Here is a 24908-nt window from a genome sequence, read left to right on the forward strand (position 1 = left end):
CACATTGAATTAATCTATCTCCAGAAGCGTTTTTCATCTTTGCGCATTGTTGTTGTACTACAGGCTTGCCCCGCTTCCGATTTCAATAATACAGCCCCATCTATAGCCGTTGTATAGGTATGCGCTGCATAGCTTTTTGCGCGCCTAACAACCTCCGGATGTGGATGATTAAATGCATTTCCATAACCCGCGCTAAAAATAACATGCTTAGGTAAGATTACGGTTAGAAATGTATCAGAGCTGGACGTCCGACTGCCATGATGGGAAGCAACTAACCAAGTTAATGGTTGATCTATTTTAAGCCGCTTATGCTTTAAAACCATTTTAGATTCTACAGCCTTACTAATATCCCCTGGTAGTAATAGAGAACAATCCCCGTTAGAGATAAGTAATACGCAAGAACGATCATTATCATTACGACCTTTAGACCCTGCTAGAAACTCGAAGTCCACACCGTTAATTTTCCATCTCACCCCCTCTTGACAGGTTTTTATTTTTTGATTGGTTGGATGAAATGAAGAAAAAATGGTTTTGATATCAACCCATTGCTTAATCTTAGCGAAACCACCTACATGATCATTATCATTGTGACTCAAGATCATGTAATCAAGCTGTTTGATTTTCTTTTGCTTAAAATAAGGCAAAGCAGCTCGTTCAAATGCAGATAAACCAGAAGGATAAGAAGCGCCTGTATCATATAAAACTCGATACTCTCCTACCTCTATTAAAACACTAAGCCCTTGGCCAATATCAAAAACAATAGCTGAGAAGTTCTTATCATCAACTGCTTTCTTGTCAACTGCATAATCTATAAACGGTTCGTGACTGACCAAAGGTAAAAAACAAAAAAGAGCTAAGTATTTAGGCACTAAACCCGATGGCATAATTAAAATAATCACTCCGATTGCCGCAAAAACAATGGCCTCGAGACTAGGATAATCGATTACTAAGTAGGCCCAAGCCTGATTAGCAGACATATCAACAAGCGTCCAAAAGAGATCAACTAAAGCAGATTCACACTGACTTAAAAGAGGTATAGAAAAACCTGAAAAAACCAAATTAACGGCAATAATAACAATTAGAAACGAGAGTAAAGGAATAGCAATGATATTCACTAGAGGGGCAATTAAAGACACCCCAGAAAAGAAATACAGGTAAAAAGGCAACATGCCAATCAGCAGTAAAAATTGAATCTTTATGATGCTATACCAACGTACAGGTTGTTGGCCAAACCAGATAAGCAGTGCCACAGCAGAGAAAGATAACCAAAACCCCATCTCGAGAACCGCTAAAGGCGAAAATATAAGCACACAAACTAAAGCTAACCACCAACGCTGCCAAATATCGATATACCACTTCAATAACCCTGACAGCGTAAAGACGAGAACCATAATAAAAGCGCGCTGGGTCGGAACCTCCCCGCCTGCAATTTGCATATATAAACCCGCTAAAACAACGGACAAAAGGTAAGGTAAATAATAAAGACGTGGAGTAAACGCTGACAGTATACGACCCAGCCACCAACCAACAAGGGCAATAAAACCAATATGTAATCCACTTATAACGGCAAGATGTACCGTTCCGCTTTCTCGCAGCTTTTCCCAATCATCTTGCGATAGATTATCTTTATACCCAGTGACTAAGGCTTGAACTAAAGCCCGATCACTTGGTTCTTCATACCTACTCTCTATCAACTTATTTATAGCGTAGCGTAAACTCGTGACTCCCTGATCCATATAATCTTCTGAACCAAGAAATTCTCGAACATAACCCGTGGCATCTATTTTATGCGTTAACAACCAGCGCTCATAATCAAACCCAGATGGATTAACTAAACTATGGGGAGGCTTTAGCCTAACGATTAGTTTAATATACTGCCCAGGTATGAGATCTTTAGTAGGCTTATACCAAGCCAGCTTTAATAAACGGACATTAAGATCTGTATCTGTTATAGCATTTGCTTTTTGAATACTTATTTGTGAACTTGCCGATAAGCGGAGTAACTCCATCGACTTAACATCTAAGTTAAACCTAATGACTCCCTCCTCAACATTAGGAAGGCCTACTAGCTTGCCCGAAACAACCCAGTCAGAGCGCAGTAATTGATCGGGTAATTTATGAGAAAGCTGCCAATGACCCCAGCAGGATGCATAAAGAAAGGCAGCACAACAGCAGATAAAAAATGGCTTATAAGAAGATCTACCATAAAAAGCGTAGACCAATGTTAAAAGTGCAATACAAATGCAACCAGTAATAGGTATAACTTGAGGCTGCCATGCGGCGCATAAAAAACCGACAGCAATTGCGATCATCCTTGATCTCATGCTTAACTTTCCTTGGCTTAGTTAAGAGCAGCGGGCATAATGCCCATTACGCTCGTTTGCTAGCCCATAATAAGTAAGTTAGATAATGCCACGCAAACTTATAAGAAAATACATGCCAGATGAAGCAAAATTCAAACAGCACAAATATTTGAGCTGGCTTGGGCACCACCTTCATGAACCTAACCTTTGGCACCTGAATCGCAAATCAGTGGCTAGAGCTTTCTTTGTGGGTTTATTCTGCGCATTTCTTCCAATTCCACTTCAGATGCTTGTTGCTGCAGTTATCGCCATTACTGTACGTAGTAACCTGCCTATTTCGGTTAGTTTGGTTTGGCTAACCAACCCATTCACTATTCCACCTATATTCTATTTTAACTATTTGGTCGGTAGCTTTTTGATTGGAAACCCCAGTAGCTCAATCCATTTTGAAATGAGTATAGAGTTTTGGGAGAGTGGAATATCACACATATGGTGGCCGTTACTTTTAGGCTCTGTGCTATCGGGATTGTTTTTTGGTGTTATCGGATTCTTTACCGTCCATGGCTTATGGACTTGGCATGTAAACCACAACTGGAAAAAGCGGACTAAAAGGAATAAATAAACAAAAAGAGGAAAGTATTAAGCACACTATTATTCAAGCTATGATCATCTTTCCACCAGAGCCCCATCCACCAACTCAAGTACTCGCCCTGTTCTTTTTGCCAGTTCAGGGTCATGAGTTACCAAAGCAAAAGCTATATCATAATCTTGGTTCAAACTATCAATTAACGTTTGAATACTCGCCGCGGTATTTCTATCTAAGTTACCAGTAGGTTCGTCCATTAGCACAACCGCTGGCTTACCTATAAGTGACCTTGCAATTGCAACCCGTTGGCGTTCGCCACCACTCAATTGTGATGGTTTGTGTAAAAATCGATGGGATAAGCCTACGGAATTTAAAACAGCTTCTGCTTGTTCCACAACCTCTTTCATCGGCATGTTGCGCATCAATAGAGGCATCGCAACGTTCTCCAAGGCAGAAAATTCAGCCAATAGATGATGAAACTGATAAACAAAGCCTAAGGTTTCATTACGCACTTTAGCTCGTTCAGATTCATTACCAGAATGAAGATTCCTTCCTGCTACAAGCACCTCTCCTTGAGTAGGCTCATCAAGCCCACCCAATATATTTAATAACGTACTTTTCCCTGAGCCAGATGATCCAATAATCGCTAACTGCTCACCTCGATGTAGAGAGAAGTCTAACTCAGATAAAACAGCAACTTCGTTACCTGCATCTTTATAAATTTTTGATACAGCTTTAGCTTCAAGTACAATATTTGAAGAGCGATTACCTTTACTCATAGCGCAAAGCCTCTGCTGGATGTGTTTTGGCAGCTCGCCATGCAGGATAAATCGTCGCTAAAAAACTAATAACAAGAGCGGTTACAGTAATAACGCCAACATCAGGCCACTGTAAATCTGAAGGCAGATAACTAATAAAATAAACATCCGCATTTAAAAACTGAATATTAAAGGTCTGCTCAACCCAAGCAATGAGGTCTGAGATAGTCAGCGCCAAAGTAACACCAAGCAACGTACCTAATAGTGTCCCTAAAATACCGATAACTGTACCTTGAACCATGAAAATTCGCATGATTCGTCCCGGTGTAGCCCCTAAGGTTCTTAATATAGCGACATCGGCTTTCTTGTCGGTAACGACCATCACCAGTGTTGAAACGATGTTAAAAGCCGCCACTAAAACGATCAAAAATAGAAGCAGTCCAATCATACGTTTTTCAAGCTGAATCGCTTGAAATAGATTACCATGGGTTCGCGTCCAATCACTTGAGCTATAATAACCCGGTAGCCCAGCAGCAATCTCTTTGACCTTACCTGGAGCAGAAAAAAGGTTATCAAATTTAAGACGAATACCATCAACCCCTTCGCCTAAACGTTTAATTTTCGCGGCATCATCAAGATTAATATAAGCAAGGTTTGCATCAAGCTCTGCACCAACGGAAAAAATACCCACGACAGTAAAACGCTTTAAACGAGGAACAACACCCGCGACACTAACAGACGCTTCTGGAAGGACTAATGTTACTTTATCCCCTACTCTGGCCCCCAAATAACGAGCAAGAAGATCACCTAAAACAATCCCAAACCGTTGTTGATTCAATGCCTCTAAAGAACCCGAAGTAATGTGATCACCAAGAATAGAAACCTTTTGCTCGATTGATGGATCGATACCATTAACCAACGCTCCGCGTACAACACCACTATTAGTTAGCATACCTTGCGCTTGGATAAAGGGCGCAGCGGCAACAACATCAGGATGACGGGAAAGTTGTTCAACCAACACTGGCCAGTTTTCGAGCGGTTTGCCGTAAGCACTAATTGAACCATGCGGCACCATACCGAGAATTCTCTGTTTCAGCTCACGGTCAAAACCGTTCATAACAGAAAGAACAACGATCAGCGCAGCAACTCCGAGCATTAAACCAAGCATCGAAGCCAATGAGATGAAAGAGATAAAGTGATTGCTTCGCTTAGCTGCGGTATAGCGCAATCCAATAAATAGGGATAATGGTTTAAACATGGCGCGATTAAACCATAGAAAGGTCACTGTGTAAAAAGTTTACACTGTTAATTTATAATGACACGAAACATAGCTAACCTACTGTTTAATAGGTACAAACCAACTTAAAACCTCAATAAAATCATGCTAATAAAAAGTCCTTATAGTGGTGCTTTTCTATGCATTTGTACTTATACTCGTTAATAAACCACTTACACCGATGAGGGCTCATCAATGCAGGAACAAGACCGCCGCCAGTATTTCCGAATAGACCAACGTGTTTCACTGGAGCTAAAGGTCATTGCTGAATCAGAGATTGAACATCACCCTAGCCCTACCCAATTTGGTGTTTCTCCAAACTTTTTGCTTTTAAGTGAACTTCAAGAAATAGATTCACAAAGCCACCATTTGCTCCGAAAAATCTCGGAAAAAGATAGTAACGTAGCCTCTTTCCTACAGATCATACACGATAAAATAGAGCGTATTGCGCAAGCCATCGCTTCAAATGAAATGATCATCGCCAACTCAGAGGTTCAAGAAGTAAACCTCTCTGAAGGAGGTATTCAATTTAAAAGCAACGAGGCTTTCGACATAGGCACATTTGTATCGGTCAAATTGGTTTTCCCTGAATCCTGTTTAGGCTTACTTTTGTATGCTCAATGCTGCCGCAGTCAAGCCTTAGATGATGGCGGGTTTATGATAGGTATAGAATTTATAAAAATGCCTGAAAGCTGCCGGATGGTTTTGGCTCGTCAAATTTTTGAGAGCCAAGCAAGATTAAGACAACAAGGGTCGGAATCACCCGCTGAAGATAATTAAATGACCAAGCGTTGCGAAACAGAAATCTTAGTCAGGGATTTTGATCATCTCAATCAACGTTTAAAGCAGTTTCGCTCACTGCTACTTCACTATAATGACGAAAATAAAACACAGCATTGGATACTATCTAACCATCAACCGAAGACATCCCTGCTCAATGTTGCTAACACCCTCACTAATATTTGGCACCTACATGAAGGGGATGGACGAAAAACCGATAACCTATATGGTATAATTGGTGTTCCACTTGAGCTTATCCCGATTATTCATCAACTCAATCACGCCAAGACCAACTTCCAACATTCGGTGAAAATATTTAGAGAACAAGTAGGCGACCCTTTATCTCTGTTAAAAAAACGTTCCGAGCAACTAAATATTGAGCTTAAGAGTCAAGGCTTAGCACGTTTACACTTAAAACAGTGCTATCGCCTTTTTCCTGTATTAGATAGCACTCCCGCAAAGGTTTTATTTAGTTGGTATACCAGCGGCAGAAGTATCAAAAAAGTCTCAGTTGCTAGCGCTGAAAAAAAACTCCTTAAAATGGATACCTCTCAATTACACATACAACTGCAGCTCGAAGCTCTGGCTAAAATACCCCAAACAGAACATTTAGCTCAATTACAGCCACAAGTACCATTGATGCGTGCTAATATCTTATGGAAAGAGAATGAGCAATTATTACGCAAAGCAAGAAATGCTCCTCTGCCTATTTTCTTTCCCTTAGGTGATAAAGAAAATTTTCCGGAATATAATATACCTAGTTTAACCCCACCCGAAACGCGAAAACGTCAGCAACGTAGCGATCTGATTATTGACCCAGAGCCCTACTTGCCAAGCTTACGCATACACCGTTATAGATGATATGACTGAAAAAAACTCAAAGAAATATTTACATCACCTTGCTGTAGGAACCGGATTTGTAGGGCTTATTTTATGGTTTTACATTGGCAGAGAGCTTGGTTTTTTGGACTGGATTACTCAGCAAATGCCCGATAAATATGCAGGATCAGGACTTATGCTAGGTATTATGATCCTGATGACACCAGGCTTCTTTCTATGGTCCAGATTTAATCGTTGGGCAGAAAAAAAACTCAATGTGAGCGGCATATACTATGAAGATGAATATTATAAAAACGAGGATAAATTAAAGCAGAAAAAGAAGTAATGCCATAAAGGTCACTTGCTAAAGTCAAGATTAGCACCCGATCCCTATAAATCATCAACCCCAGAAAATGACACTCTTTTCACTCTAGCTATAATCAATGAAAAGTATTCACCAAAACCTACTTAAACAATAGCGAATTCATCTATTCAGCTGTTACTCCTGCAAGGCTGCGGGGAGTATGAAATCTACTCACTTGTCGTCTGATTTACAGCTTTAGACGCATTGTATGTCTTTAACTTTTGACTGATCGTTTTAGTAGAGGTCTGTTGCTCAGAGCCTTCTTTAATCTCCTTAATTCTCTTGGCCTTACCGCCATTATTATAACCTTCTAGCTGCTGAGCTCGGCTCTGTAAACTAGATTTGTCTGTCTTACCTTGGGTTGTCTTATCTACATCATCCGCAACAGGTGTTTTGGTTTCATCAACACTTTTATTCTCTACTTTATTTTCCGTTGGCTTAGCAGGGTCTGTTGACTGTGGCCGCGTAAAAGGCTGCATAGTATTAAGCTGAGTCCCATTCAATTTACCAAAATTGACCTCACCTCGGACAGTTTCTCTCTCATCCCCTTGAGGTGGCTTATTACTAAAGTGCTTAACACCGTTTTCATCAACCCAACTATACATCTCATCAGCAATAGAACAGAGGGATAAGCTCATCATAAAGCTACACAGTAAAATCCGTTTTTTCATTTTAACCTCTTCCGATTTATATCTAGCGACAAAGTTTTTACATATGCAAAAAGCCAATTAGCGCTAAATTATTTTTGTCATATTCCGGCAATGTTCCGTTATTAGAATCAGCCGCCTTACCCCCACCTAAAACCCTGTCCATCGATGAGAATAGTGCTGTGAAAACAACGGTTTTTGACCTAATTTGGAAACTCAAACGTGAACTTGAGCGCCAAGGCCATGAGAAAATAGATTTACATCGTTTCACCCATGATCAAGAGTATCGACGCTCCATTTTACTCAATGTTGATATTACAGAGCTTCCAATTAGCAAACCGCTACAACAAATTTACACTGATCTTTTAACCACTGATGAATTAGAGCTCATCAAAGAAGTTGAGTTTCCACAGGAGGAGCCTGTTACTCCATCTAGCAACACATCAGAAACTAGCATAGAAGTACTTAATCATAATAACAAACCTATCTACATTATTTCTGGCGTTATTATCATTCTCTTATTTAGCCTTAGTTTTATGCTGTTTGACAAAACAACTGAGGTGCAATCTTTTGCTCATAACTCCCAAGAAAAGTCCCAAGCACCAGTGATCAAAAAAACAGTTACGATAGAACCCGCTAAAGCTATAAGGGACGCAGCAGCTCCCCTGATAGTAGATCAGCAAGACGCCTCCTCAATCATTAAAAACTATAAAAATAAGATTCAACCATCGCAACCCACAATTAAGAGCCAAGAAAACAATATCGCTTTCCGTATTCAAGGCTCAAACACTATTGGCGAAGTATTGGCTCCAGAATTAATCAAAGCCTTTTATAAAAGCCAAGGGGCTACTGACTTTAAACTTGTTGAATCTCATATTGATGTTGAAAAGAATTTAGAGGTTTATAGCCAATCGGATCGCTCTCAACGCACAATACCTATCTATGCTCATGGTTCAAGCACCGGATTCAAAGCCCTTGCTAGTCGTAAAACCGACTTAGCCATGGCATCAAGGCGCATTAAAGATAAAGAGGTCAAACAATTAACGGCTCAGTACGGTGACCTTCGCTCTAAAAGCACTGAGCATATTATTGGCATGGATGGACTCGCTGTAATTATCAATCCCAATAACCCTATTAGTGATTTGAATACAGAGCAATTGGCCAAAATTTTCTCAGGCACTATTAAAAACTGGAAAGAGCTAGGTGGTAAAAACCAAGATGTAGCGATCTTTGCACGTGATAGTAACTCGGGAACATGGGATTCGTTTAAATCTATGGTCCTTAAAAAACATGGCGCAACCCTAAGTGCGGATGCCACACGCATAGAATCAAGCGTTGAGCTGTCTGATCACGTTAGCAAAACCCCTGGAGCGATTGGGTTTATTGGTCTTCCTTATGTATTGCGAGCTAAAGCACTCGCTATATCTGATGATCAACACGGCCAACCTATCTACCCAACATCCTTCACGATTTCTACAGAAGACTACCCTCTTGTTCGTCGCTTATATATTTACGAACCCAGCACAATTAATACTCAATCAGAGGCCCATCAATTTATAGAGTTTGCCTTATCAAAAGAGGGCCAAGAAGTCGTTAAACAGGCAGGGTTTATTTCACAAAATGTATATAACATTAAACCTATGCTGACCGATAACCTTCCACAAAAATACATTCAAACGGTTAAGAATGCACAGCGGCTATCACTTAACTTTCGTTTTAATAGTGGTACTTTTGTTTTAGATAATAAAGCGGTGCGCGATTTAGAACGTGTAGTCCAGTTTTTTGAAACAAGTCCAGGGCAGCAAGCAATGCTTATCGGCTTTTCTGACAGTATTGGCGATCCATTAGGTAACCAATCCCTCTCTTTGCAGCGAGCTAAAGCGGTAGAATCTGCACTTATATCGCGCGGGATCAATATTAAAAATACTATAGGGCTAGGTGAAATGGCACCAATAGCCTCCAATACAACAAAAGCGGGAAGAGAACGAAACCGTCGTGTAGAAATCTGGGTAAACAGCAATACAACTACCCCGTTTAATACAGCAACACGATAGTTTAAAGGCTAGCGCCCTTATAAGGTTCACTTATCATTAGCTAAGAAATAACTGTGCATCCAGTTGTACAAAATTTGCTCCGATAGTTCATTAGATGCCAGTTGTTCAAAATCATTGAAGGGATCTTTATCTCTATAGGCAAACTGGTAGTTTACTAAATTTGGGCTTTCATCATGCAATACAATAATAATACGCTTACCTGACCTTAGACAGTCGATAGTCATCGCATCAGCTGGAACCCCGCTCTTTCTCATACTCTGGCTAACCCCAACAATTGGATCAAGGTGGCTAAAGTTCTTTTGAATACGCGTATGGGCTTCCGTTACTAAATCACACAAAGTTTCTAATAATTGATTAGACAAATTAATCCCCTTCAATAAAATTATCTACACCTATCTTAACAAATAGGTGTAGCAATTATTAGAATGAAGCAGATCAGTTTTATCCGATGGATAGATATTAACTGATAAGTTCAGCCATCTCCTCTATCCCTCTCGCATAGGCATCGATCAGAGCGGAATAATGGGTCGATGCCACCTCAAGATCTTGATCATTGTCTATAAAGAAAGGTTCAGCAATTAAACAAGGCGCATAAGTCTTTTGCAAAAGATAACCTCCTCTATCTTCAGAGTTTTTTGGTTTAACGCCTCGATTGGGCAAATCAAGCGCGTAAACTAACTGCTGCTGTAGAATTTCAGCCATTTGTCTACCTAAGGCTGAACGATGGTAATAGAGCACTTCTGTCCCAGAAGCGCTTTTATTAAACGCATTGCAGTGAAGGCTAAGTATAAAATCAGGGTCTAGCTCATTTAAGTCATCAGGTAGTGATGTGTATGTGCGTCTATAAACCCGCTGAATATTCACCCCTACAACCGCCCGCTCGATCTCACTTGCCAGCGCCTCATTAAATGTAAATTCAGTGAGTTTACGGCGCTCATTAACGGCTCCAGGTGAATTTTTTTTATGTCCGATGACCAATGCGCACGTTTTCATATTCCCTACCCTGCTCTAAATTATTTTTTTGATAGTGATACGTCTATAACTTCATATATAAATACAGGTCAAAGGAAAAAGCACAACATAAATGCATATGTGAGAATGTGCCTAAACCACTAACAAGTAAAAGACACAAGGAAAGAAAACACTCTATGAAGAGACAGCACAATCCTTGATGCTGAACTGCTAACTATAAGCAGTGGTAAAATAATAGCTTAAAATAGATAATAAAAACTAGAGCGTAGATCTATTTTTCCAGTTGATAGTTTATATACGCTTTCATTGACAGTTTTCGAATTTGCCCCAGCTCATCGGGAGTAAGCGCCCTATAGTTTCGAGGATAGGGCCAACCATACCCCCAGCGAAATGTTGTAGGGAAAAAAGGAGTGCCTCCAACCCGCACACCCGCTAACATTAATAATGCGAGTTCTGGCTCACCTACTTCAGTAACACAATGATTGAGGGCTTTATCTGCTTGTACTCGCTCTTGATAGGTTCCCCCTTTCCAATACGCGTAATCATGCGCCGTACAGCATTTTAACCACAACTGGCGGTGTTGCATGGTTCCATCAGGAAAGGCGCTGCAACCATCACTCGTAAACGGAGCAAGTGAATCTGCATACAAAGATACACTGTTCACTAAACAGGCGGTGCCCAGTGATATACAGAAAAAGCTTAATCTATTCAAAATGAATCCATTTATGTAGCAAGTCCTATTTCCCTAACATCAACTAACCTATTCTACGCATTTACTAAGACATACTCATAAAGTTAATTTTTATGTGAAAAGCGGCCTCTTAATTGACGAATAAAGAAGCCTATCAGTGGGATTTTCTCCATTAACGCTGAACCATCCCAATAGTCAAAATGGTGTGTAACCTTTCCACGTTGATCTGATATTAACTTACTTGTACCAACAAAACTAAATGTCCCTGTCAGTTTCGATTCTCCATAGAAGGTCCATTCAATAAAAGCTTCACGTTCATATTCTGCTGAGCTGTGGACCTTAAAATGAACGTTATCAAGACGTGAATACATATCATCCATAATGGCAATAAACTCATCCTGAGTACTCGTGTCGTTAAAGGGGTCTTTAAATTTAATGTCCTCAGAGATACATGCTCGCAACCGAGGTAAATCAGCAGAACTAAGCGACTCAAGGACAGTAATATAGTTCGTTAACCAAGGACTCATTTTTATTTCCATTACTCGATGAAAGAAACAAGTTACTTCACTATTTTACCGGCTAAATAGAAATATAAACGGTAAGGAATAATACGTAAGAGTTTAAGTATAAAGGTAAAGCGTTTAGGAAAGGTAATTTCAAAATGATCGCTTAATAAACCATTGAGTATGCGTGTCGCTGCCTCATCTGGAGCCAACAAAGCCGGCATCGTAAATTCATTTTTATCAGTCAGCGGGGTTTTAACAAATCCAGGATTTATAACCTGAAGCTTTATATGCGTGTTTTTCAGATCTAACCGCAATGATTCACACAGATGAATTAAAGCCGCTTTGCTAGCACCGTAGGCAGCCGCTGTGGGTAGACCTCTATATCCCGCGACAGATGCCATCACTGCAATCTGCCCTTTATCTCGTTTGAGCATTCGCTGGAGAGCAGGCTCTAGGCAATTGATCGTGCCTTGCAGGTTTATATCGAATAAGTGTTTACACCGCTGAGCGCTAAATTCAGCGGCTGAAAAGGGATCGTGAGTTCCCGCATTAAGAACCACTAATTCTGGAAAGAAATCTGTTTGATCCCACTCTTTGATCAGCTGTTCAAGCTCTTCGACACATCGAGTATCTAATCTTATAGGAATAATTTCACCGGGTAAGTGTTGATACTCAGCGACTAATTTTTCAAGTTCAATTTCAGTTCGAGAGGAGGCATAAACTCTTATCCCTTGACCCGCTAATAGGATAGCAAGCGCACGCCCAATTCCTCTTCCAGCTCCTGTGATCCAAACATTTTTCCAAGGTAAAGGCTCATAATGATTCATAATGTTCCCCTATCATTAAAGTTTACAGCCATTCGTTAAATTACGATGGGGTAATGATGAGACCTTGCGTATGTAGAGAGTAACTTGCCCAACCTCTAAACCGAACTTGTACATTTTTGCACGGTTGATTAGGTTCTTATCATCAACAAGATACATCCAATCATTAAGATTAATCTTCCACGTCTTACCTTTCACCGGTACAGATAAAGTATATTTCCAATTTAAAGCATTGCCTGCGACCTGACCTTCCGCACGACCAATAACATCGCCCGCGGTACCTGTATAGTTATTCCCTTGTTTGCTTAACTGCCAGCATCGATGTTCCTCTTCACCATCCGTGAAGAAAAACAACTCATCTAATACACCGTTATCACCATCCCACTGTCCTAGTATATCGGCACGAAAACGGCGACTTACCTTGCCTTTATAATCCTGCACAATGCCGTACGCTTCCAAGTGCCCATCAAAAAACTCGCTCAGATCTAATACAGGTTGATTCTCTTCATACTGGTCAATATTTACAGCACAACTTGTAACAAAAGGAATGAAAATCATAATGGCCACCCTAAGAACATATTTATGCAAAATTACTCTCCCCTAAGCTGTTTCGCCAAATCGGGATATCTACTTTTATCTGAAAGCCAAATATTAATAATGATTTGGCTCATTTCTGGTTCGTCTAGTGAACCTAGAAATCCACCGTTATAAAAAAAGTGTCCATATCCATCTTTATCAATCAAAAAAGCAAGGCTGCTTCCCTTCTGAATGTCCGGCCACATAATGGCAAGATCTGATAATAAATTTTCACGATCGTCCGGCGATATTGTCTGCTTAATACTTTTCTCCGTCTCACGCAGTAACACTGCTTTTTCTATATCTCGATGGTATTCAAGAGACAGCAAAACAGAGCGATCCGTACCAGAAAACACACCTTTAGGGGTCTTCAATTGCGCACTGTAAATAGGAAACCACAACAGTTTTAACTCCGCTGAACCTACAACCCGCCAAGCGGAAGGTAGCTGGGTGGCATAGCTATCCTTAGAAAACAGGAAGATACACAAAACGATCAATACTCTGTGCATAATGCCCTCTCTATGTAAGAGGTTAAGATCAGCAGTAGTGGGAATAAAAAGGCCCAGATAACTGCAACCATTAAAACAGTTACAAAGTCGCCTAGCGGAAAGCTAACGGCACCTAAATTAGCCGCTGCAAAATAAGAAAAACCTCCAGAAAAGGCCCCCGCAATTACACTTAGTTTAAGTTTGTTAGAGAAAAAGCTTAGACTTTGTCTCAACGTGGCCGCAAATGATAACCAGAGTAGTGCCAACCATAATGGCGCAAAGATTCTAAGATCATTCGGGCTATTATTTTCAAACCAATAAACGCCCAATAAAGTCATCACGCTATCCAAGCTATAACCAAGCAAAGTAACGATGGCCAATATAAACGCTTCAGTTATGGGATCCGTATGAAGTAATAGGTGAAGTAATAGAAATAGACTAACGATAAGAACCGCTTCATTTTTATAAGTAATAGATAAAATCCATATCAGATTAAATCCGATCAAATTGACCCATACATTTTGAGTGATACCTGAAAACATTAGCCGTTCCCATGCCCATTTGAATTAATCAGCTATACGGAACTTGCATGGAATTGGTTCAGTTTTACTCTGATTTAATTAAGTATGAAAAAACGGCCTAAGCTTAAAATCGATATTTAAAAAAATATTTTGTTAATCGAGGAGCTAATATCCACTGATTTGAGGGATATTAAGAAGGAAGTTTAAAAAGGCGCCTCCGCGAAGGCACCCTAGTTTCTTAACTTAGCGCGAAGTTCAGTTGAGTTTGAATTGCTTAATGCCACCATTTAAACCATCAATAACGGCGATTATAACCTCTATACTCTCGTTAATTTCATCAAATGATTGGCTCGTTTTTATTGATTTACCGCTGACAGAATAGATATTCTCTTTTATAGATTGCGTAATAACAGCCTGTTGCTGAGTCGCCGCGGCAACTTGCATATTAACACTGTTAATCGTCCCTATCGCATCTGTAATTTTCTTTAAAATATCATCCGCTTTCTCCGCTTGAATAACCCCTTGCTCTGCGATTTTTAGCGTATAAGCCACCGATGACTCGGCCTCTTTAGAAGCACTTTGTAACTCTTTAATGACGTTTTGAATCGTCGTTGTCGCTTGCTGCGTATTACTCGCTAAGGTTCTTACCTCATCAGCAACAACGGCAAAACCTCGGCCCTTCTCTCCTGCACGTGCAGCCTCGATTGCAGCATTTAAAGCTAATAGATTTGTTTGTTCAGCAATATCATTAATAACACTTAATACCTCACCAATTCGCTTCGAATCATGCGACAGTTTATCCATTACAGTATTTGTATTATTAAGCTGCTCGACTTGGCTACGAATAGCTTGAATCATGGCATAGACTTCATGTTTACCGCTCTCTGAAAATGCATCTGCATCTTTTGCTGCATCAGCTGCATGAGCCGCACTTTCAGCAATTTCAGAGGTACTAATGGCAAGTTGGTCTATCGCCTCAACCACAAGCTCAGTATCTGTTGTTTGCTCGTTTATTACGGTTCGTGTGGTATCACTGATAACAACCAGTTTATCTGTTTGGCTACAGAGATTTTTAGCAGCATCATTAACCCCAATAACGGTATGTTTGATTTTATTCACAAAAACGTTAAAGCCGATGGAAAGCTTACGTAGCTCTTTGGCCCCTTTTTCACTAAGTTTTACATTTAAATTACCATCACCACGACCAATTTTATCTAAGTTATCAGCGATAGCATCAAGTGGTTTTACTACCGTTCGGTAGCCAAATAACATTGCAATAACACCTACTAACAAGCCAATAATTACAACGGCTAAGATAAACTCCTTTGCTTGCTCGACAAGAGACACTACAGAATGAGTGTTCTCTAATATTTTCTGCTCACCTTGATCCTTTATTTTGGATAAGTTGCTGAGTAGAGCCTGCGCTTTATTAAATGAGGAGTCCTGTACTTTTTTAAACGCTAAGTGGTCATTAACCACTTGCTCATATTGTTGTAATAATTTGCCGAGAGATGCTTCTATATTCACCGCATGTTCGGTTAGTGCTAGATTTTTCAGCATCACAAGTAAGCGCTGATAAGTTGGCTCTAATAATCTATATTGTTCTGCCATTACTTTACGCTGTTTTTCTACCTCCACCCCATTGAAAAACTGCTGTAACACATAGTTGCGTGAGAGAATTAAGGTTTTAACTTCAGAAAGCAGTAAATCTAAATCACGGTAGCGCTCGGCCTTTAGACGATTATTATAATGTTCATCAATTAAGATCATGGTGTCTTCTTGAGAAACCATTACGTTTTCTAGAACTATATCAGTCAGCTTTGCTAGATCAGTCCTCTCTTTTTCAACACGGATATACAGGGACAGCGCACGCTCATTTAAGCTTTTATAATCATCCATTTGCTGAGCGGATAACTTCAATAGCGATTGATCCACTAAGCCACTCTCTAAAACTTGAGAAAAACCCTTTTGACCCGCTTTATGTAACTCTTTTATCTCTGCAAACCCTTTTTTATGATCAATCTGCTTAAGTAATATTTGCTGTGTTTTTAACACTTCAGCTTGCAGACTGAAGGCTGTATCACTACCTCCATTTGATGCTTGAAGCGCCGGCCCCGATACAAACTGCAAAGCAGATGCGAGCTTACTGATATTAAAGACAGAGGAAAAACCTAACATGGCTAAAAGGCACATCATCACCATATAACCTAAGGTAATCCGTAAGCTAATGGACATTTGTTTAAATCTATTCATTTTTTATTGTTCTACGTCAGATTTGAATAACAGATACCGACAGCGTTATGAATATCATGAGATAGGTCATTAACAATCACTCAAAGTATTTAAGTGATGATTCACTGTCCTATAGTTGGGAGTATTTGCAATAAGCTTAAAATAAAAGCCATCCTTGGCTTAAAAAAATAAGCATCCAGCTTCGAGCAGTATGTTGTGAAAGAAAGGTTGTTAAGGTAAAGAAGGGGACCATAACAACCTCAAAAACTTAACGGCCTGATGCGCGTAAGTTTTGTACTGTCATTTTACTTGGTGGCGTCAGCTCAGGATCAACAATCCCTTTAAACTGACCTGTCGTACAATGATTAGCCTGTATATCAACCATGGAGAAGCTATCATCAATAGCAACACCAGTACCTTTGTTTATAGGTAAGTGATGATCAGGATGGGCTTGCCCAATAGTCCAACTTTTCCACATATCGCCTTTGCGGTCGTAGGTAATATTACGTGGGATAATGAAGGTCTGTGCATCCATGTAATGCTCACGCTTACTAATTGGATGGTTCGGATCAACAGGTGAAGACTCTACAACATAGGTTTTACGCAGCTGCCAAGTAATTTCGGGGAAACATCCCCCTTTACCACCGAACTTAATCACCTGATAACCGTCATCATCTTTATGGGTTTCAGTGTCAAGCACCATCTCGTTATGGTTATACATCGGCGACAAAATATATTTGGTGCCTTTGTAAGTCCAGTTCATATCACTAATTCGACCGTTATAACCCTCAAAATCTTCGATCATGACATCAGAACCAAGGAAGGCATCGGTTGTTTGACCTGAAGACAAGCGACGTACACGACGTTGAAAACCTAAATATAAATAAGCATTATCACGCTTAAGATCATCATCAAATCGCTGGATCAGTAATTGAGTGTCTTTCACATCAAACGGCTCTAACACTTGCACGTAGGTACCACGAAAAAGATTGGATGGGTTGGGCGTAATTTCAGGGAATGGCTCCTGTTGCGTTCGGTGAGTGAAATTCAAAAAGTGGAAGTTCATTTTTACTGTACGTTCTACTTTACCACTGTTCATATCGCGGTATTTCCAATAGAACGGGTAAATCGCGGAAGAATCTCCCCAGTTGTAACCAAACTTGTAGTTCCAAGCTAGCTTCTCACCTGCTCGGGGGTCATCCATTGATGGCTCTTGAGGGAAAGGCCGACCCGCAACAGAACCTGATATTTCACCCGGTTTTGAACCTAACTTTACATCCCCTGAGTATTTACGAGTGGCGTCTATGTAGGACTTATGGAGATCAAATGAGGTCGTTTCCCCCACTTTCATTTCATAATCACCATTTTTGATGAACATATACATGGCAGGATCAAGGTATTCCTTAACTGAATCCACATTACCTGCATTAATGGTCATTCCTGGTGTTATCGCATCCACTTTAGGAAGTGATTTCGCATAAGGATGAAACGCTTTCTGAATCACATCTTCAGAAACTTGTGCCGCTTGAGCGCTTACGCTTAATGCTGTCGTAACCGCTAACGTTATTAATGTTTTTTTCAACATCGCTATCTACCTTTTATTATTCTGTCGTAATTAGAAGCTGTAACGAACCGTAAACTGGATTTCGTCTTCCTGATTAGCTACACCGATCGGGCCATTTAAGAAACGAGCTAAAGGCTCCGTTTGACCACCACCTGCTTCACCCCCTGTTGCACTCCAAGGGAACGTTTCATCACCCCCAGTTTTCACATTCAAGGCAAGGTTAAACATCCAGTGGTTGTCCGGTGTAAACGAGATACTTGGTGCAATAGCGGTCGCTTTTGCAGCAAAATCATGGGCTACAATAATCTGAGGGCTAAGGCGGTTATTCATGTAGAAGCCTTTAAATAAGCCTGTAGCGATCCAGTTATCTTCGTCGTTTGGCATATCCACTTCATGATCGAGAATATGCTCACCAAATAATTGGGCTGAGATCAGGAAGGCACTACGTGTCCCTAAAGAAGGTATGATCTTGTTTTTATCAAACCCAATAACATACCGCAGCATATCGGTTTCTTTATAACCGTTTGTGTCTCTTGGCTGCTCTTCCCCTTCGGTATAGGCCACTTCTAAACGCCATGTGGCATCCATATTCATGGAGTAATAATCAATCGCACCACCTAGCAATGTAACGCGCGGGAAGTGTATATCGAACAAGCCGAAGTTATTGCCTGGCGCACCTAGCGCATGAATAGAAGGCAGTTGCTGACGGTAATGCAAAGCATTAAGTGAGAACGTTGCATCGCCATATACCCCTTCCCATTTCACACCAAACTGAGTGTTTTTAAGGTTCCAGTCATACTCTTCAACATCGTTGATAACGTAAGGACCACCGCCTTGAATGGACGAGGCAAAGAAACAGCCGGCATCAACCATTTTGTAGGACTGACCACAGGTCCCTAAGTTATGAGGACGGAACTTATCAATGTTCCAGATAAGCTGTAGGTTCTGATCATCAAAAATGGTGTTGGCACCCATACGCCATTCAGCCGTTAACATCCACTGAGGAATACGGATGTCTTCAAGCTCGTCATAAATATTGTGACGCGAGTAGTCCACTGGATTGACCACATCTAAAACACGGAACAGGTCGGTTTTACCCCATACAACCTGTTGCTTGCCAAAGGTCACATTGAAAATATCACCATTAGCAAGCTGCTTATCCGCAGTAATATAAAGCTCACGAATAAAATCTAGTTCATCGTTAAAGTCTGAGAACTTAGCGTCATTCTCATCTTGATCCATGTAACCATCGAGGTTGTTACATAAGGCAGGGTCATTTTCGCAAGGGAAAGCAACACCAGGATTTAATACTGCCGATGAAGAGGCCGTATTATTATCATGCCAGTTTTCACCTAAGTAGTTTTCACCTGCATTCTTGCCAAACTCTCCATCATTTAAGTCGTATACCCCATCATAGGTAGCACGCAGCACACCGTTGATGCTGACATTGCTCCAACCATCTGACTCGACAGGTTTATAAAACTCCGCTTGTGCCGTATTTCGAAATTTAGACAGCCCTTTTTTATCGCGAAAATAGGTAGCATTCTCAACATAACCGGACCATTGCGTTTCTCCCGCAGACACGGTTGGGCCATAGCTCATTGCTATCGCTGTAGCCACCCCAATGGCTACTTTGTTAAGTGTTTTTATTTTTTTTGTCATCACTAAACCCCTTCAGGTTTTTTATTTTAGGTTTTCAATCCAGCGAGTATTTTCTCCAACGCTGACCAATGAAACGGCCTTCACGAATGAAGTACACCATCCTCATCTTGGTAAGCCTTGCAGATAAATTTAGGTTTAAAGACCAGCACCCAACTCGGCACCAGTAACATGGCCGCAGCGCCATTAAGTACAACCATAACCATCAGCAGTAACGCTGCATCCGATTGGAAGCGTAGGTCAGATAACAGCACCCACATCACGATGCCCGCCATTAAGGTAATGGCCGTAAAGCTGATTGCTAGCCCTGTGGTTCGGATCGCCTCTCTCACCGCTACATTTAAATCTTGCAGCTTCACCATCTCGGAGCGAATGCGATCCATCATGTAGATTGAGTAATCGATACCTACACCGACACCCACCGCAATGATCGGCACAGTATTGATATTGATACCCATTTGAGTCACACCCATGTAGGCATAGGTCAAAGTGGTAGCGAATAGCATCGCCATAAACATCATCGTGCCAGCGGCTAATGATTGGTAAAAGAACATCACCATCACAAAGATCAGGATAAAGACTAAAGGTAAAACCCATAGGTTGGTTTCATAGGCCGCTTCATTCATCGCCGCAGTTACACCAATGGTGCCGCCAGCGAGGCGAATGGTTAGCCCTTCAACTTTGCCTTCATTCGCGCTAATCCACTCTTTAGCCGTATGGATCGCACGGCGGATCGTTTCCCCTTGGTGATCTTTGTAATAAAACACCAAGTTAGCAATACGTTCATCGGTATCGACAAACTCATTCAATGCGCCAGGGATTGGGCTCGACATCATATAGGTAAACATAAGTCCACCTACGTACCGTGAATCCGCGGGAATCTGAGCCCAACGGGGATCATCATTGTGCAGTAAACGGTTAACCTGTTTTACTAAATCAGGAATCCCTTTCGCCCCACCAACCTCAGGATCAAGCATCATGTGATTTTCAAGCTCACTTAACGCTTTCAGCACTTCTGGACGTTTAATACCGCCCTTCTCTGAGGTCTCGGCCACAATGTAAAGCTCCTCTGAGCCTGGGAAACTGTCATTGATGGCTTTTGAGGACACGTTGTAATCATGATCTTGATAGAGAATCGGCGATCCCGGCTCAGACTCACCAATCACAACCTTAGAGGAGAAATACCAGCCTCCTACAAGGAAGAAAGCCGCTATCCATAAAGCATTCTTTGCTGAGCGCTTATCGCTAATAATCTCCGCACAGGCAAAGCCAACATTACGAAATATGTTGTGTTTAACTTCAGTGTTTTTAGGCTTTGGAAGAATTGAGAGTAAAAGAGGTACCGCCAGCAATACGGTAATAATAATGCATAGCGCCCAGAGGGACGCGTAATGGGCCAATTTAGTATTCAGCGGAATAGAACCAATCGCAATAAGCAACAACCCTATCGCATCAGAGACAACACCTAAGCTCCCAGGACGAAATAGATTCTCAAATGTACTACGTGCTGCCACATGATGATCTGAATGGTCATTCAACTCTTGATAGTAGCGCTCGACAATCTGAATACCATGCGACATAGCACGGGCAGAAATAAGGAATGGGATCACCAGTCCTAATGGATCGAGGTTATACCCAAACAGCGAAATAATACCGATCCCCCAAATAGAGGAGACGATCACCGCGGCTAAAGGAATCAGTACCCCGTAGGCTTTACGGAAGTAAAAGATCAATAGCGACACCATAATCAGCGCGGTAAACAGGAAGATCTCTATGATCTGATCTAAGTACTGATACGCCCAACCCACAAGCATAGGCTGGCCAGTCACATGGATCTTAAAGCCCTCGGCGTTTTCCGCATCACGTAAGCTTTGGATCTCATTAAAGGTTTTAACGTAATCCAACTGGCCTTCATTGAGCTGCGCTTTAACCAGCGCCATTTTCATATCTGGCGAGACTAAGGGGCCATACACCCTAGGATCAGCCAACACATCAGAACGCAGTACCGACAGGGCTTCCACATTCATTTCACCACCCTGAGGATCATAATAGGACTCAGAGTTCACATTCCCTTCCGGCGTCATCCACACTTTACGGGAGTTACGGTGAGTTACACTGGCAACAAGGTTATGGTTAACACCAGGTAAGCTATCTACAGCTTGAGTTACACGATGGATCTTTTCGAGAGCAGCATTACTGAAGATATCTCCTTCTTCCACTTCCACCCCAACAATCACAACATTGGCGCCCCCAAAGGACTCCTTAATCTCGTTGTGAAGTTCTATGTAAGTGTGTTCCTGCGGCAGCAGGTCAGCAAAATCCGAGTACATTTTTACACTCGGAATCTGGTACGCGAAAAAGAGCGTCACCAGCAAAATACAACTTAGAATTAACTTAGGATAAGAAAAGACAATCTCATCCAAGTTATGTAAAAAATGGGTGGCTTTATGAGCCTTAGTGGACTGCTTATCCATGATAAAGGCCTCTACTTACCAGATGTAGGTTGGATAGCTAAAGAAAACAGAGACCCAGAGCCTCCGGCTAAGAGGAAATTCCCCGACTTAAGTTGTGTGACATCACGCAAATACACCGGACGACCATGGGTATCTATTTCGGCCCAATCCTGACCGGTAAAACTCAATAGCGTTGAGTGATCGCCAAAAGCAAAGAGCTTTTCCCCTACAGAATAAAAACCATAAATAGGTGATTCAGTCGGCGTTAGTTGTTTTTCCCAGCTAATCCCTCCATCCTCGGTATAAAGAATCTGGCCACTTAAGCCACCGACCCAACCCTCTGAGGCTGAGGTAAAATGAGCCGCATGGGTATAGAAGTCATTGGGAATCATCTCCGGTGTATTCCAGCTCATGCCAGCATCATCACTACGACTAACTAAACCAAACTCACCACTGATAAAGACCGTGTTTTGATCGACAAACTGAATACCCGTCAACATGGCATCTTCGTTTAAAGTCGTCTCATGCCATGATTCACCTTTATCGGTAGAATTAAGGACAGTAGAAAAGCTACCTACGACCCAAATACTGTTATCAGGTGCGCAAGTTAGATCAAGAAGGTCTTCCGCGGTGGGGAGTTTTTTCGATTGCCATGTAGCACCACTGTCACGGCTAAACCAAGCTTTCTTGTCGATACTTAGCGCAACAAAGCTTTCATCTGGACAGACAGCCACATCAACGAGCGCTGGTGCATCATCAAGTTGATGACGGGTCCAAGATAGTTGATCTAGAGGACTGGTTAGAACAAGACCATCCGAACCAACGACTACTAGCGTTGTAGCATTGGCAGCAATGCCCTGAAGCTGATCTGTACGGCGAACTTGCTTTTGTTTCTCGGCTTCAACCCCTTCAAGATTAAGTGGTGCTTCACAGCCCACTAAAGATAGAGAAATGACCAGCGCTAGCCCTGTTGTTTCAAGCTTCGCTAAGGTCGGCCCTGACGATTTATAAAAGTTAAGATTATCGACGTATCTTTTTTTAATTATTGACGTCATTTTATTCACATCACCAAAAACTGTATTTATAGGTGCATATACACCTCGACGACTAGAATACAGCAACCACCGTGCCAGCTTATTGATGAGGAAATAAAATACTTAAAATTCAGTAGGTTAGGCATAACCTATAAGATTATCTCAACATAATCTTCGACTTAACAAATCTCCTCATTCACCAAATAATCAAATGATGTCAAAAGGGGTAATCAAATAATTAATGGCTGACTCTAAATCAATGGCAAAGATCTAACTAAACTTAAGAAATAAAAAAACCAGCATTCGCTGGTTTAAGAAGAGAGGAGAAACAACGTTTAGATTCGCTTAAATAAAGCAGACCTAGATTGATCTTCAGACTCATCTGCAGCCGTTAGAAAACGTTCCATATGGATATCTCGCTCAAATAAACGCCCTTGCATCAACGTTGTAATCGCGGCATTGATCATAGGAGGTGGACCACAAAGGTAAGCTTTATGACCATCAAAACGGCTATTGAAATGCGCATCTGCAGCATCATGAACAAAGCCCGTAAAGCCTTGCCAATCATCATCAGGCTCTGGCGCATTCAGCGCTGGAATATAATGAAAATTACTATGCTCTTTTGCTAAGTTTTCGAAAATAGCTCTGTTATAAAGCTCCGCAACATTGCGTGCGCCTTGGAAGAGATAAATCTCACGGCTATCGCCACGCTCTAGTAATTCAAAAATCATCGATTGTGGGCTCGACAAGCCTGATCCACCAGCAATAAAGATCACATCCTGACTATCAGACAAACGCGTAAAGAACTGACCATAAGGACCTGAGAGCTCTAAAGTGTCACCCACCTTCAACTGTTCATGTAGATAAGTAGTACCCGCGCCTCCTTCAACTAAGCGCACATGCAACTCAAGCACTTTATTATCAGAAGGTTTGTTAGCAATAGAAAATGCACGAGATCCTTCCACACCTGGAATGCTCAGGTTTATATATTGCCCTGCTTGAAATTCGATCTCATCATCAAGGGTAAAATGTATACCTTTAATCGTCGGTGATAGATCTTTAATTGCCGAAACGGTGCCGATAAAGTCCTTAACAGGAAAACCCTCAAAATCTTCATCAACATCTATATCAGCTTCAATCACTAAATCTGATTCAGGTGTTGCACAACAAACTAAGATTTTCCCCTCTTCTCGCTCTATATCCATCAACGCGAAGGGCGATGCATTACCAAGATCCACATCACCTTCGGTTACTTGACACTTACAGGTTGCACAAGTGCCATGACCGCAGGCAAAAGGCAGCCAAACCCCCTGCCTTAGCGCTGCATCTAATATAGTCTGGCCCTCTTCCACCTCAATCACATCACCTGTCGGCTCAACAACTACTTCATAAGTCATAGTATTCCACCTTATAAACTGGCTTTAGATACCCGCTTCCTGAACGCCTTTTAGTTCGGGCGTTTGGAAACGTAATAATGATTTATGACCAATCCCTTGATCTATTAATGATGCATTGAGTTGAGGAATAAATGGCTGACCATCTAATAACCATTCTGCTTTATCCCAATTAATTTTAGAAAACTCAGGATGAAGGCTAAATGCTTCAGGTATTACATCGTCTAACAGGGTTCTAAATAGCATTTCAGGGGGCAAAGGGTATGCAAATGCTGCGCAAAACATCAAATGATGATCCCAACCTACATAAACAACTTGGTTGCCGTTAAAATTTTCAAATTTATCTAATACTTCGCCTTTGTATTCAGGTGTTATGGCATGTATAGGCATTATTATTCTCCCGATCA

24 protein-coding genes are annotated in these 24908 nt (G+C 41.2%); 5 read left to right on the top strand and 19 right to left on the bottom strand.

Going from position 1 to position 24908, the window contains the following annotated elements:
* Positions 1-14: 14 nt before the first annotated feature.
* Positions 15-2324: a DNA internalization-related competence protein ComEC/Rec2 gene (locus ACOQOE_RS10555; protein ID WP_420553949.1), complete on the bottom strand. Its 2310-nt coding sequence runs from the start codon at positions 2322-2324 to the stop codon at positions 15-17.
* A 112-nt stretch (positions 2325-2436) separates the two neighbouring features.
* On the opposite strand from ACOQOE_RS10555, the gene ACOQOE_RS10560 reads away from it, so the two are divergent.
* Entirely contained in the window at positions 2437-2925 is a 489-nt protein-coding gene (locus ACOQOE_RS10560) for a DUF2062 domain-containing protein (RefSeq protein WP_231867974.1), read from the top strand.
* 44 nt (positions 2926-2969) lie between these two features.
* Here the strand turns inward: ACOQOE_RS10560 and ACOQOE_RS10565 are convergent, their stop codons facing one another.
* On the bottom strand, positions 2970-3668 hold the full coding sequence (locus ACOQOE_RS10565) for an ABC transporter ATP-binding protein (RefSeq protein WP_420553950.1): 699 nt from the start codon (positions 3666-3668) through the stop codon (positions 2970-2972).
* Positions 3661-4905 (bottom strand): lipoprotein-releasing ABC transporter permease subunit, encoded by a 1245-nt coding sequence (locus ACOQOE_RS10570; RefSeq protein WP_067867421.1) that lies wholly within the window; start codon positions 4903-4905, stop codon positions 3661-3663. Before ACOQOE_RS10570 ends, ACOQOE_RS10565 begins: the two co-directional genes overlap by 8 nt.
* Before the next feature lie 213 nt (positions 4906-5118).
* Between ACOQOE_RS10570 and ACOQOE_RS10575 the strand changes: the two genes are divergently transcribed.
* The 3 genes from ACOQOE_RS10575 to ACOQOE_RS10585 are packed head-to-tail and all read left to right on the top strand — an operon-like array spanning position 5119 to position 6868.
* A complete protein-coding gene (locus ACOQOE_RS10575) occupies positions 5119-5703 on the top strand; it encodes a PilZ domain-containing protein (protein WP_067867416.1) in 585 nt (194 codons plus the stop codon).
* The gene (locus tag ACOQOE_RS10580; protein ID WP_067867413.1) at positions 5704-6564 is read left to right on the top strand and encodes a hypothetical protein; all 861 of its coding nucleotides are present in this window, start codon (positions 5704-5706) and stop codon (positions 6562-6564) included.
* 1 nt (position 6565) lies between these two features.
* On the top strand, positions 6566-6868 hold the full coding sequence (locus ACOQOE_RS10585) for a hypothetical protein (RefSeq protein ID WP_067867410.1): 303 nt from the start codon (positions 6566-6568) through the stop codon (positions 6866-6868).
* Between the two features lie 185 nt (positions 6869-7053).
* Here the strand turns inward: ACOQOE_RS10585 and ACOQOE_RS10590 are convergent, their stop codons facing one another.
* Positions 7054-7557 (bottom strand): DUF4124 domain-containing protein, encoded by a 504-nt coding sequence (locus ACOQOE_RS10590; RefSeq protein ID WP_067867407.1) that lies wholly within the window; start codon positions 7555-7557, stop codon positions 7054-7056.
* A 158-nt stretch (positions 7558-7715) separates the two neighbouring features.
* Here ACOQOE_RS10590 and ACOQOE_RS10595 point away from each other — a divergent pair, with 158 nt between their 5' ends.
* Positions 7716-9587 carry a substrate-binding domain-containing protein gene (locus ACOQOE_RS10595; RefSeq protein WP_420553951.1) on the top strand — a complete coding sequence of 624 codons (1872 nt, stop codon included), beginning with the start codon at positions 7716-7718 and terminating at the stop codon, positions 9585-9587.
* A gap of 26 nt (positions 9588-9613) precedes the next feature.
* On the opposite strand, the gene ACOQOE_RS10600 is transcribed toward ACOQOE_RS10595, so the two are convergent.
* The 15 genes from ACOQOE_RS10600 to ACOQOE_RS10670 all read right to left on the bottom strand — a co-directional run bounded on the left by ACOQOE_RS10600 (position 9614) and on the right by ACOQOE_RS10670 (position 24891).
* A complete protein-coding gene (locus ACOQOE_RS10600) occupies positions 9614-9949 on the bottom strand; it encodes a hypothetical protein (protein ID WP_420553952.1) in 336 nt (111 codons plus the stop codon).
* Between the two features lie 97 nt (positions 9950-10046).
* On the bottom strand, positions 10047-10580 hold the full coding sequence (locus ACOQOE_RS10605; protein ID WP_067867398.1) for an N-acetylmuramoyl-L-alanine amidase: 534 nt from the start codon (positions 10578-10580) through the stop codon (positions 10047-10049).
* 250 nt (positions 10581-10830) lie between these two features.
* The gene (locus ACOQOE_RS10610) at positions 10831-11271 is read right to left on the bottom strand and encodes a hypothetical protein (protein WP_231867973.1); all 441 of its coding nucleotides are present in this window, start codon (positions 11269-11271) and stop codon (positions 10831-10833) included.
* Between the two features lie 83 nt (positions 11272-11354).
* Complete coding sequence (locus ACOQOE_RS10615) at positions 11355-11777, bottom strand: nuclear transport factor 2 family protein (protein WP_067867393.1); 423 nt, start codon at positions 11775-11777, stop codon at positions 11355-11357.
* 32 nt (positions 11778-11809) lie between these two features.
* Positions 11810-12583 (bottom strand): SDR family NAD(P)-dependent oxidoreductase, encoded by a 774-nt coding sequence (locus ACOQOE_RS10620; RefSeq protein WP_420553953.1) that lies wholly within the window; start codon positions 12581-12583, stop codon positions 11810-11812.
* Between the two features lie 15 nt (positions 12584-12598).
* Positions 12599-13138 carry a DUF3833 domain-containing protein gene (locus ACOQOE_RS10625; RefSeq protein ID WP_067867388.1) on the bottom strand — a complete coding sequence of 180 codons (540 nt, stop codon included), beginning with the start codon at positions 13136-13138 and terminating at the stop codon, positions 12599-12601.
* A 32-nt stretch (positions 13139-13170) separates the two neighbouring features.
* Positions 13171-13665, bottom strand: coding sequence for a hypothetical protein (locus tag ACOQOE_RS10630; protein WP_067867385.1), 495 nt, complete (start codon positions 13663-13665; stop codon positions 13171-13173).
* Positions 13650-14186 carry a DUF2878 domain-containing protein gene (locus tag ACOQOE_RS10635; RefSeq protein WP_067867382.1) on the bottom strand — a complete coding sequence of 179 codons (537 nt, stop codon included), beginning with the start codon at positions 14184-14186 and terminating at the stop codon, positions 13650-13652. The genes ACOQOE_RS10630 and ACOQOE_RS10635 overlap by 16 nt, the downstream gene beginning before the upstream one ends.
* A gap of 234 nt (positions 14187-14420) precedes the next feature.
* Positions 14421-16418, bottom strand: coding sequence for a methyl-accepting chemotaxis protein (locus ACOQOE_RS10640; protein WP_082792427.1), 1998 nt, complete (start codon positions 16416-16418; stop codon positions 14421-14423).
* A gap of 247 nt (positions 16419-16665) precedes the next feature.
* The gene (locus ACOQOE_RS10645; protein WP_420553954.1) at positions 16666-17982 is read right to left on the bottom strand and encodes a DUF1329 domain-containing protein; all 1317 of its coding nucleotides are present in this window, start codon (positions 17980-17982) and stop codon (positions 16666-16668) included.
* A 30-nt stretch (positions 17983-18012) separates the two neighbouring features.
* Positions 18013-19623: a DUF1302 family protein gene (locus ACOQOE_RS10650; protein WP_067867374.1), complete on the bottom strand. Its 1611-nt coding sequence runs from the start codon at positions 19621-19623 to the stop codon at positions 18013-18015.
* Between the two features lie 80 nt (positions 19624-19703).
* Entirely contained in the window at positions 19704-22094 is a 2391-nt protein-coding gene (locus ACOQOE_RS10655) for an efflux RND transporter permease subunit (RefSeq protein WP_420553955.1), read from the bottom strand.
* 11 nt (positions 22095-22105) lie between these two features.
* The gene (locus ACOQOE_RS10660; protein WP_082792426.1) at positions 22106-23128 is read right to left on the bottom strand and encodes a WD40/YVTN/BNR-like repeat-containing protein; all 1023 of its coding nucleotides are present in this window, start codon (positions 23126-23128) and stop codon (positions 22106-22108) included.
* 314 nt (positions 23129-23442) lie between these two features.
* Complete coding sequence (locus ACOQOE_RS10665; RefSeq protein ID WP_067867368.1) at positions 23443-24504, bottom strand: NADH:ubiquinone reductase (Na(+)-transporting) subunit F; 1062 nt, start codon at positions 24502-24504, stop codon at positions 23443-23445.
* Positions 24505-24528: 24 nt separating this feature from the next.
* Complete coding sequence (locus tag ACOQOE_RS10670; RefSeq protein ID WP_067867365.1) at positions 24529-24891, bottom strand: phenol hydroxylase subunit P4; 363 nt, start codon at positions 24889-24891, stop codon at positions 24529-24531.
* Positions 24892-24908: the final 17 nt, after the last annotated feature.

Source organism: Neptuniibacter marinus, assembly GCF_965223595.1.
In the GTDB taxonomy this organism is placed as follows: domain Bacteria; phylum Pseudomonadota; class Gammaproteobacteria; order Pseudomonadales; family Balneatricaceae; genus Neptuniibacter; species Neptuniibacter marinus.

Coding starts and splice junctions, on each gene's coding strand:
- ACOQOE_RS10635 (WP_067867382.1), bottom strand. CDS start 14,186: ATGTTTTCAGGTATCACTCAAAATGTATGGGTCAATTTGATCGGATTT.
- ACOQOE_RS10585 (WP_067867410.1), top strand. CDS start 6,566: ATGACTGAAAAAAACTCAAAGAAATATTTACATCACCTTGCTGTAGGA.
- ACOQOE_RS10580 (WP_067867413.1), top strand. CDS start 5,704: ATGACCAAGCGTTGCGAAACAGAAATCTTAGTCAGGGATTTTGATCAT.
- ACOQOE_RS10570 (WP_067867421.1), bottom strand. CDS start 4,905: ATGTTTAAACCATTATCCCTATTTATTGGATTGCGCTATACCGCAGCT.
- ACOQOE_RS10590 (WP_067867407.1), bottom strand. CDS start 7,557: ATGAAAAAACGGATTTTACTGTGTAGCTTTATGATGAGCTTATCCCTC.
- ACOQOE_RS10560 (WP_231867974.1), top strand. CDS start 2,437: ATGCCAGATGAAGCAAAATTCAAACAGCACAAATATTTGAGCTGGCTT.
- ACOQOE_RS10625 (WP_067867388.1), bottom strand. CDS start 13,138: ATGATTTTCATTCCTTTTGTTACAAGTTGTGCTGTAAATATTGACCAG.
- ACOQOE_RS10670 (WP_067867365.1), bottom strand. CDS start 24,891: ATGCCTATACATGCCATAACACCTGAATACAAAGGCGAAGTATTAGAT.
- ACOQOE_RS10645 (WP_420553954.1), bottom strand. CDS start 17,982: ATGTTGAAAAAAACATTAATAACGTTAGCGGTTACGACAGCATTAAGC.
- ACOQOE_RS10630 (WP_067867385.1), bottom strand. CDS start 13,665: ATGCACAGAGTATTGATCGTTTTGTGTATCTTCCTGTTTTCTAAGGAT.
- ACOQOE_RS10640 (WP_082792427.1), bottom strand. CDS start 16,418: ATGAATAGATTTAAACAAATGTCCATTAGCTTACGGATTACCTTAGGT.
- ACOQOE_RS10605 (WP_067867398.1), bottom strand. CDS start 10,580: ATGAAAACGTGCGCATTGGTCATCGGACATAAAAAAAATTCACCTGGA.
- ACOQOE_RS10555 (WP_420553949.1), bottom strand. CDS start 2,324: ATGAGATCAAGGATGATCGCAATTGCTGTCGGTTTTTTATGCGCCGCA.
- ACOQOE_RS10655 (WP_420553955.1), bottom strand. CDS start 22,094: ATGGATAAGCAGTCCACTAAGGCTCATAAAGCCACCCATTTTTTACAT.
- ACOQOE_RS10665 (WP_067867368.1), bottom strand. CDS start 24,504: ATGACTTATGAAGTAGTTGTTGAGCCGACAGGTGATGTGATTGAGGTG.
- ACOQOE_RS10620 (WP_420553953.1), bottom strand. CDS start 12,583: ATGAATCATTATGAGCCTTTACCTTGGAAAAATGTTTGGATCACAGGA.
- ACOQOE_RS10565 (WP_420553950.1), bottom strand. CDS start 3,668: ATGAGTAAAGGTAATCGCTCTTCAAATATTGTACTTGAAGCTAAAGCT.
- ACOQOE_RS10650 (WP_067867374.1), bottom strand. CDS start 19,623: ATGACAAAAAAAATAAAAACACTTAACAAAGTAGCCATTGGGGTGGCT.
- ACOQOE_RS10575 (WP_067867416.1), top strand. CDS start 5,119: ATGCAGGAACAAGACCGCCGCCAGTATTTCCGAATAGACCAACGTGTT.
- ACOQOE_RS10615 (WP_067867393.1), bottom strand. CDS start 11,777: ATGAGTCCTTGGTTAACGAACTATATTACTGTCCTTGAGTCGCTTAGT.
- ACOQOE_RS10660 (WP_082792426.1), bottom strand. CDS start 23,128: ATGACGTCAATAATTAAAAAAAGATACGTCGATAATCTTAACTTTTAT.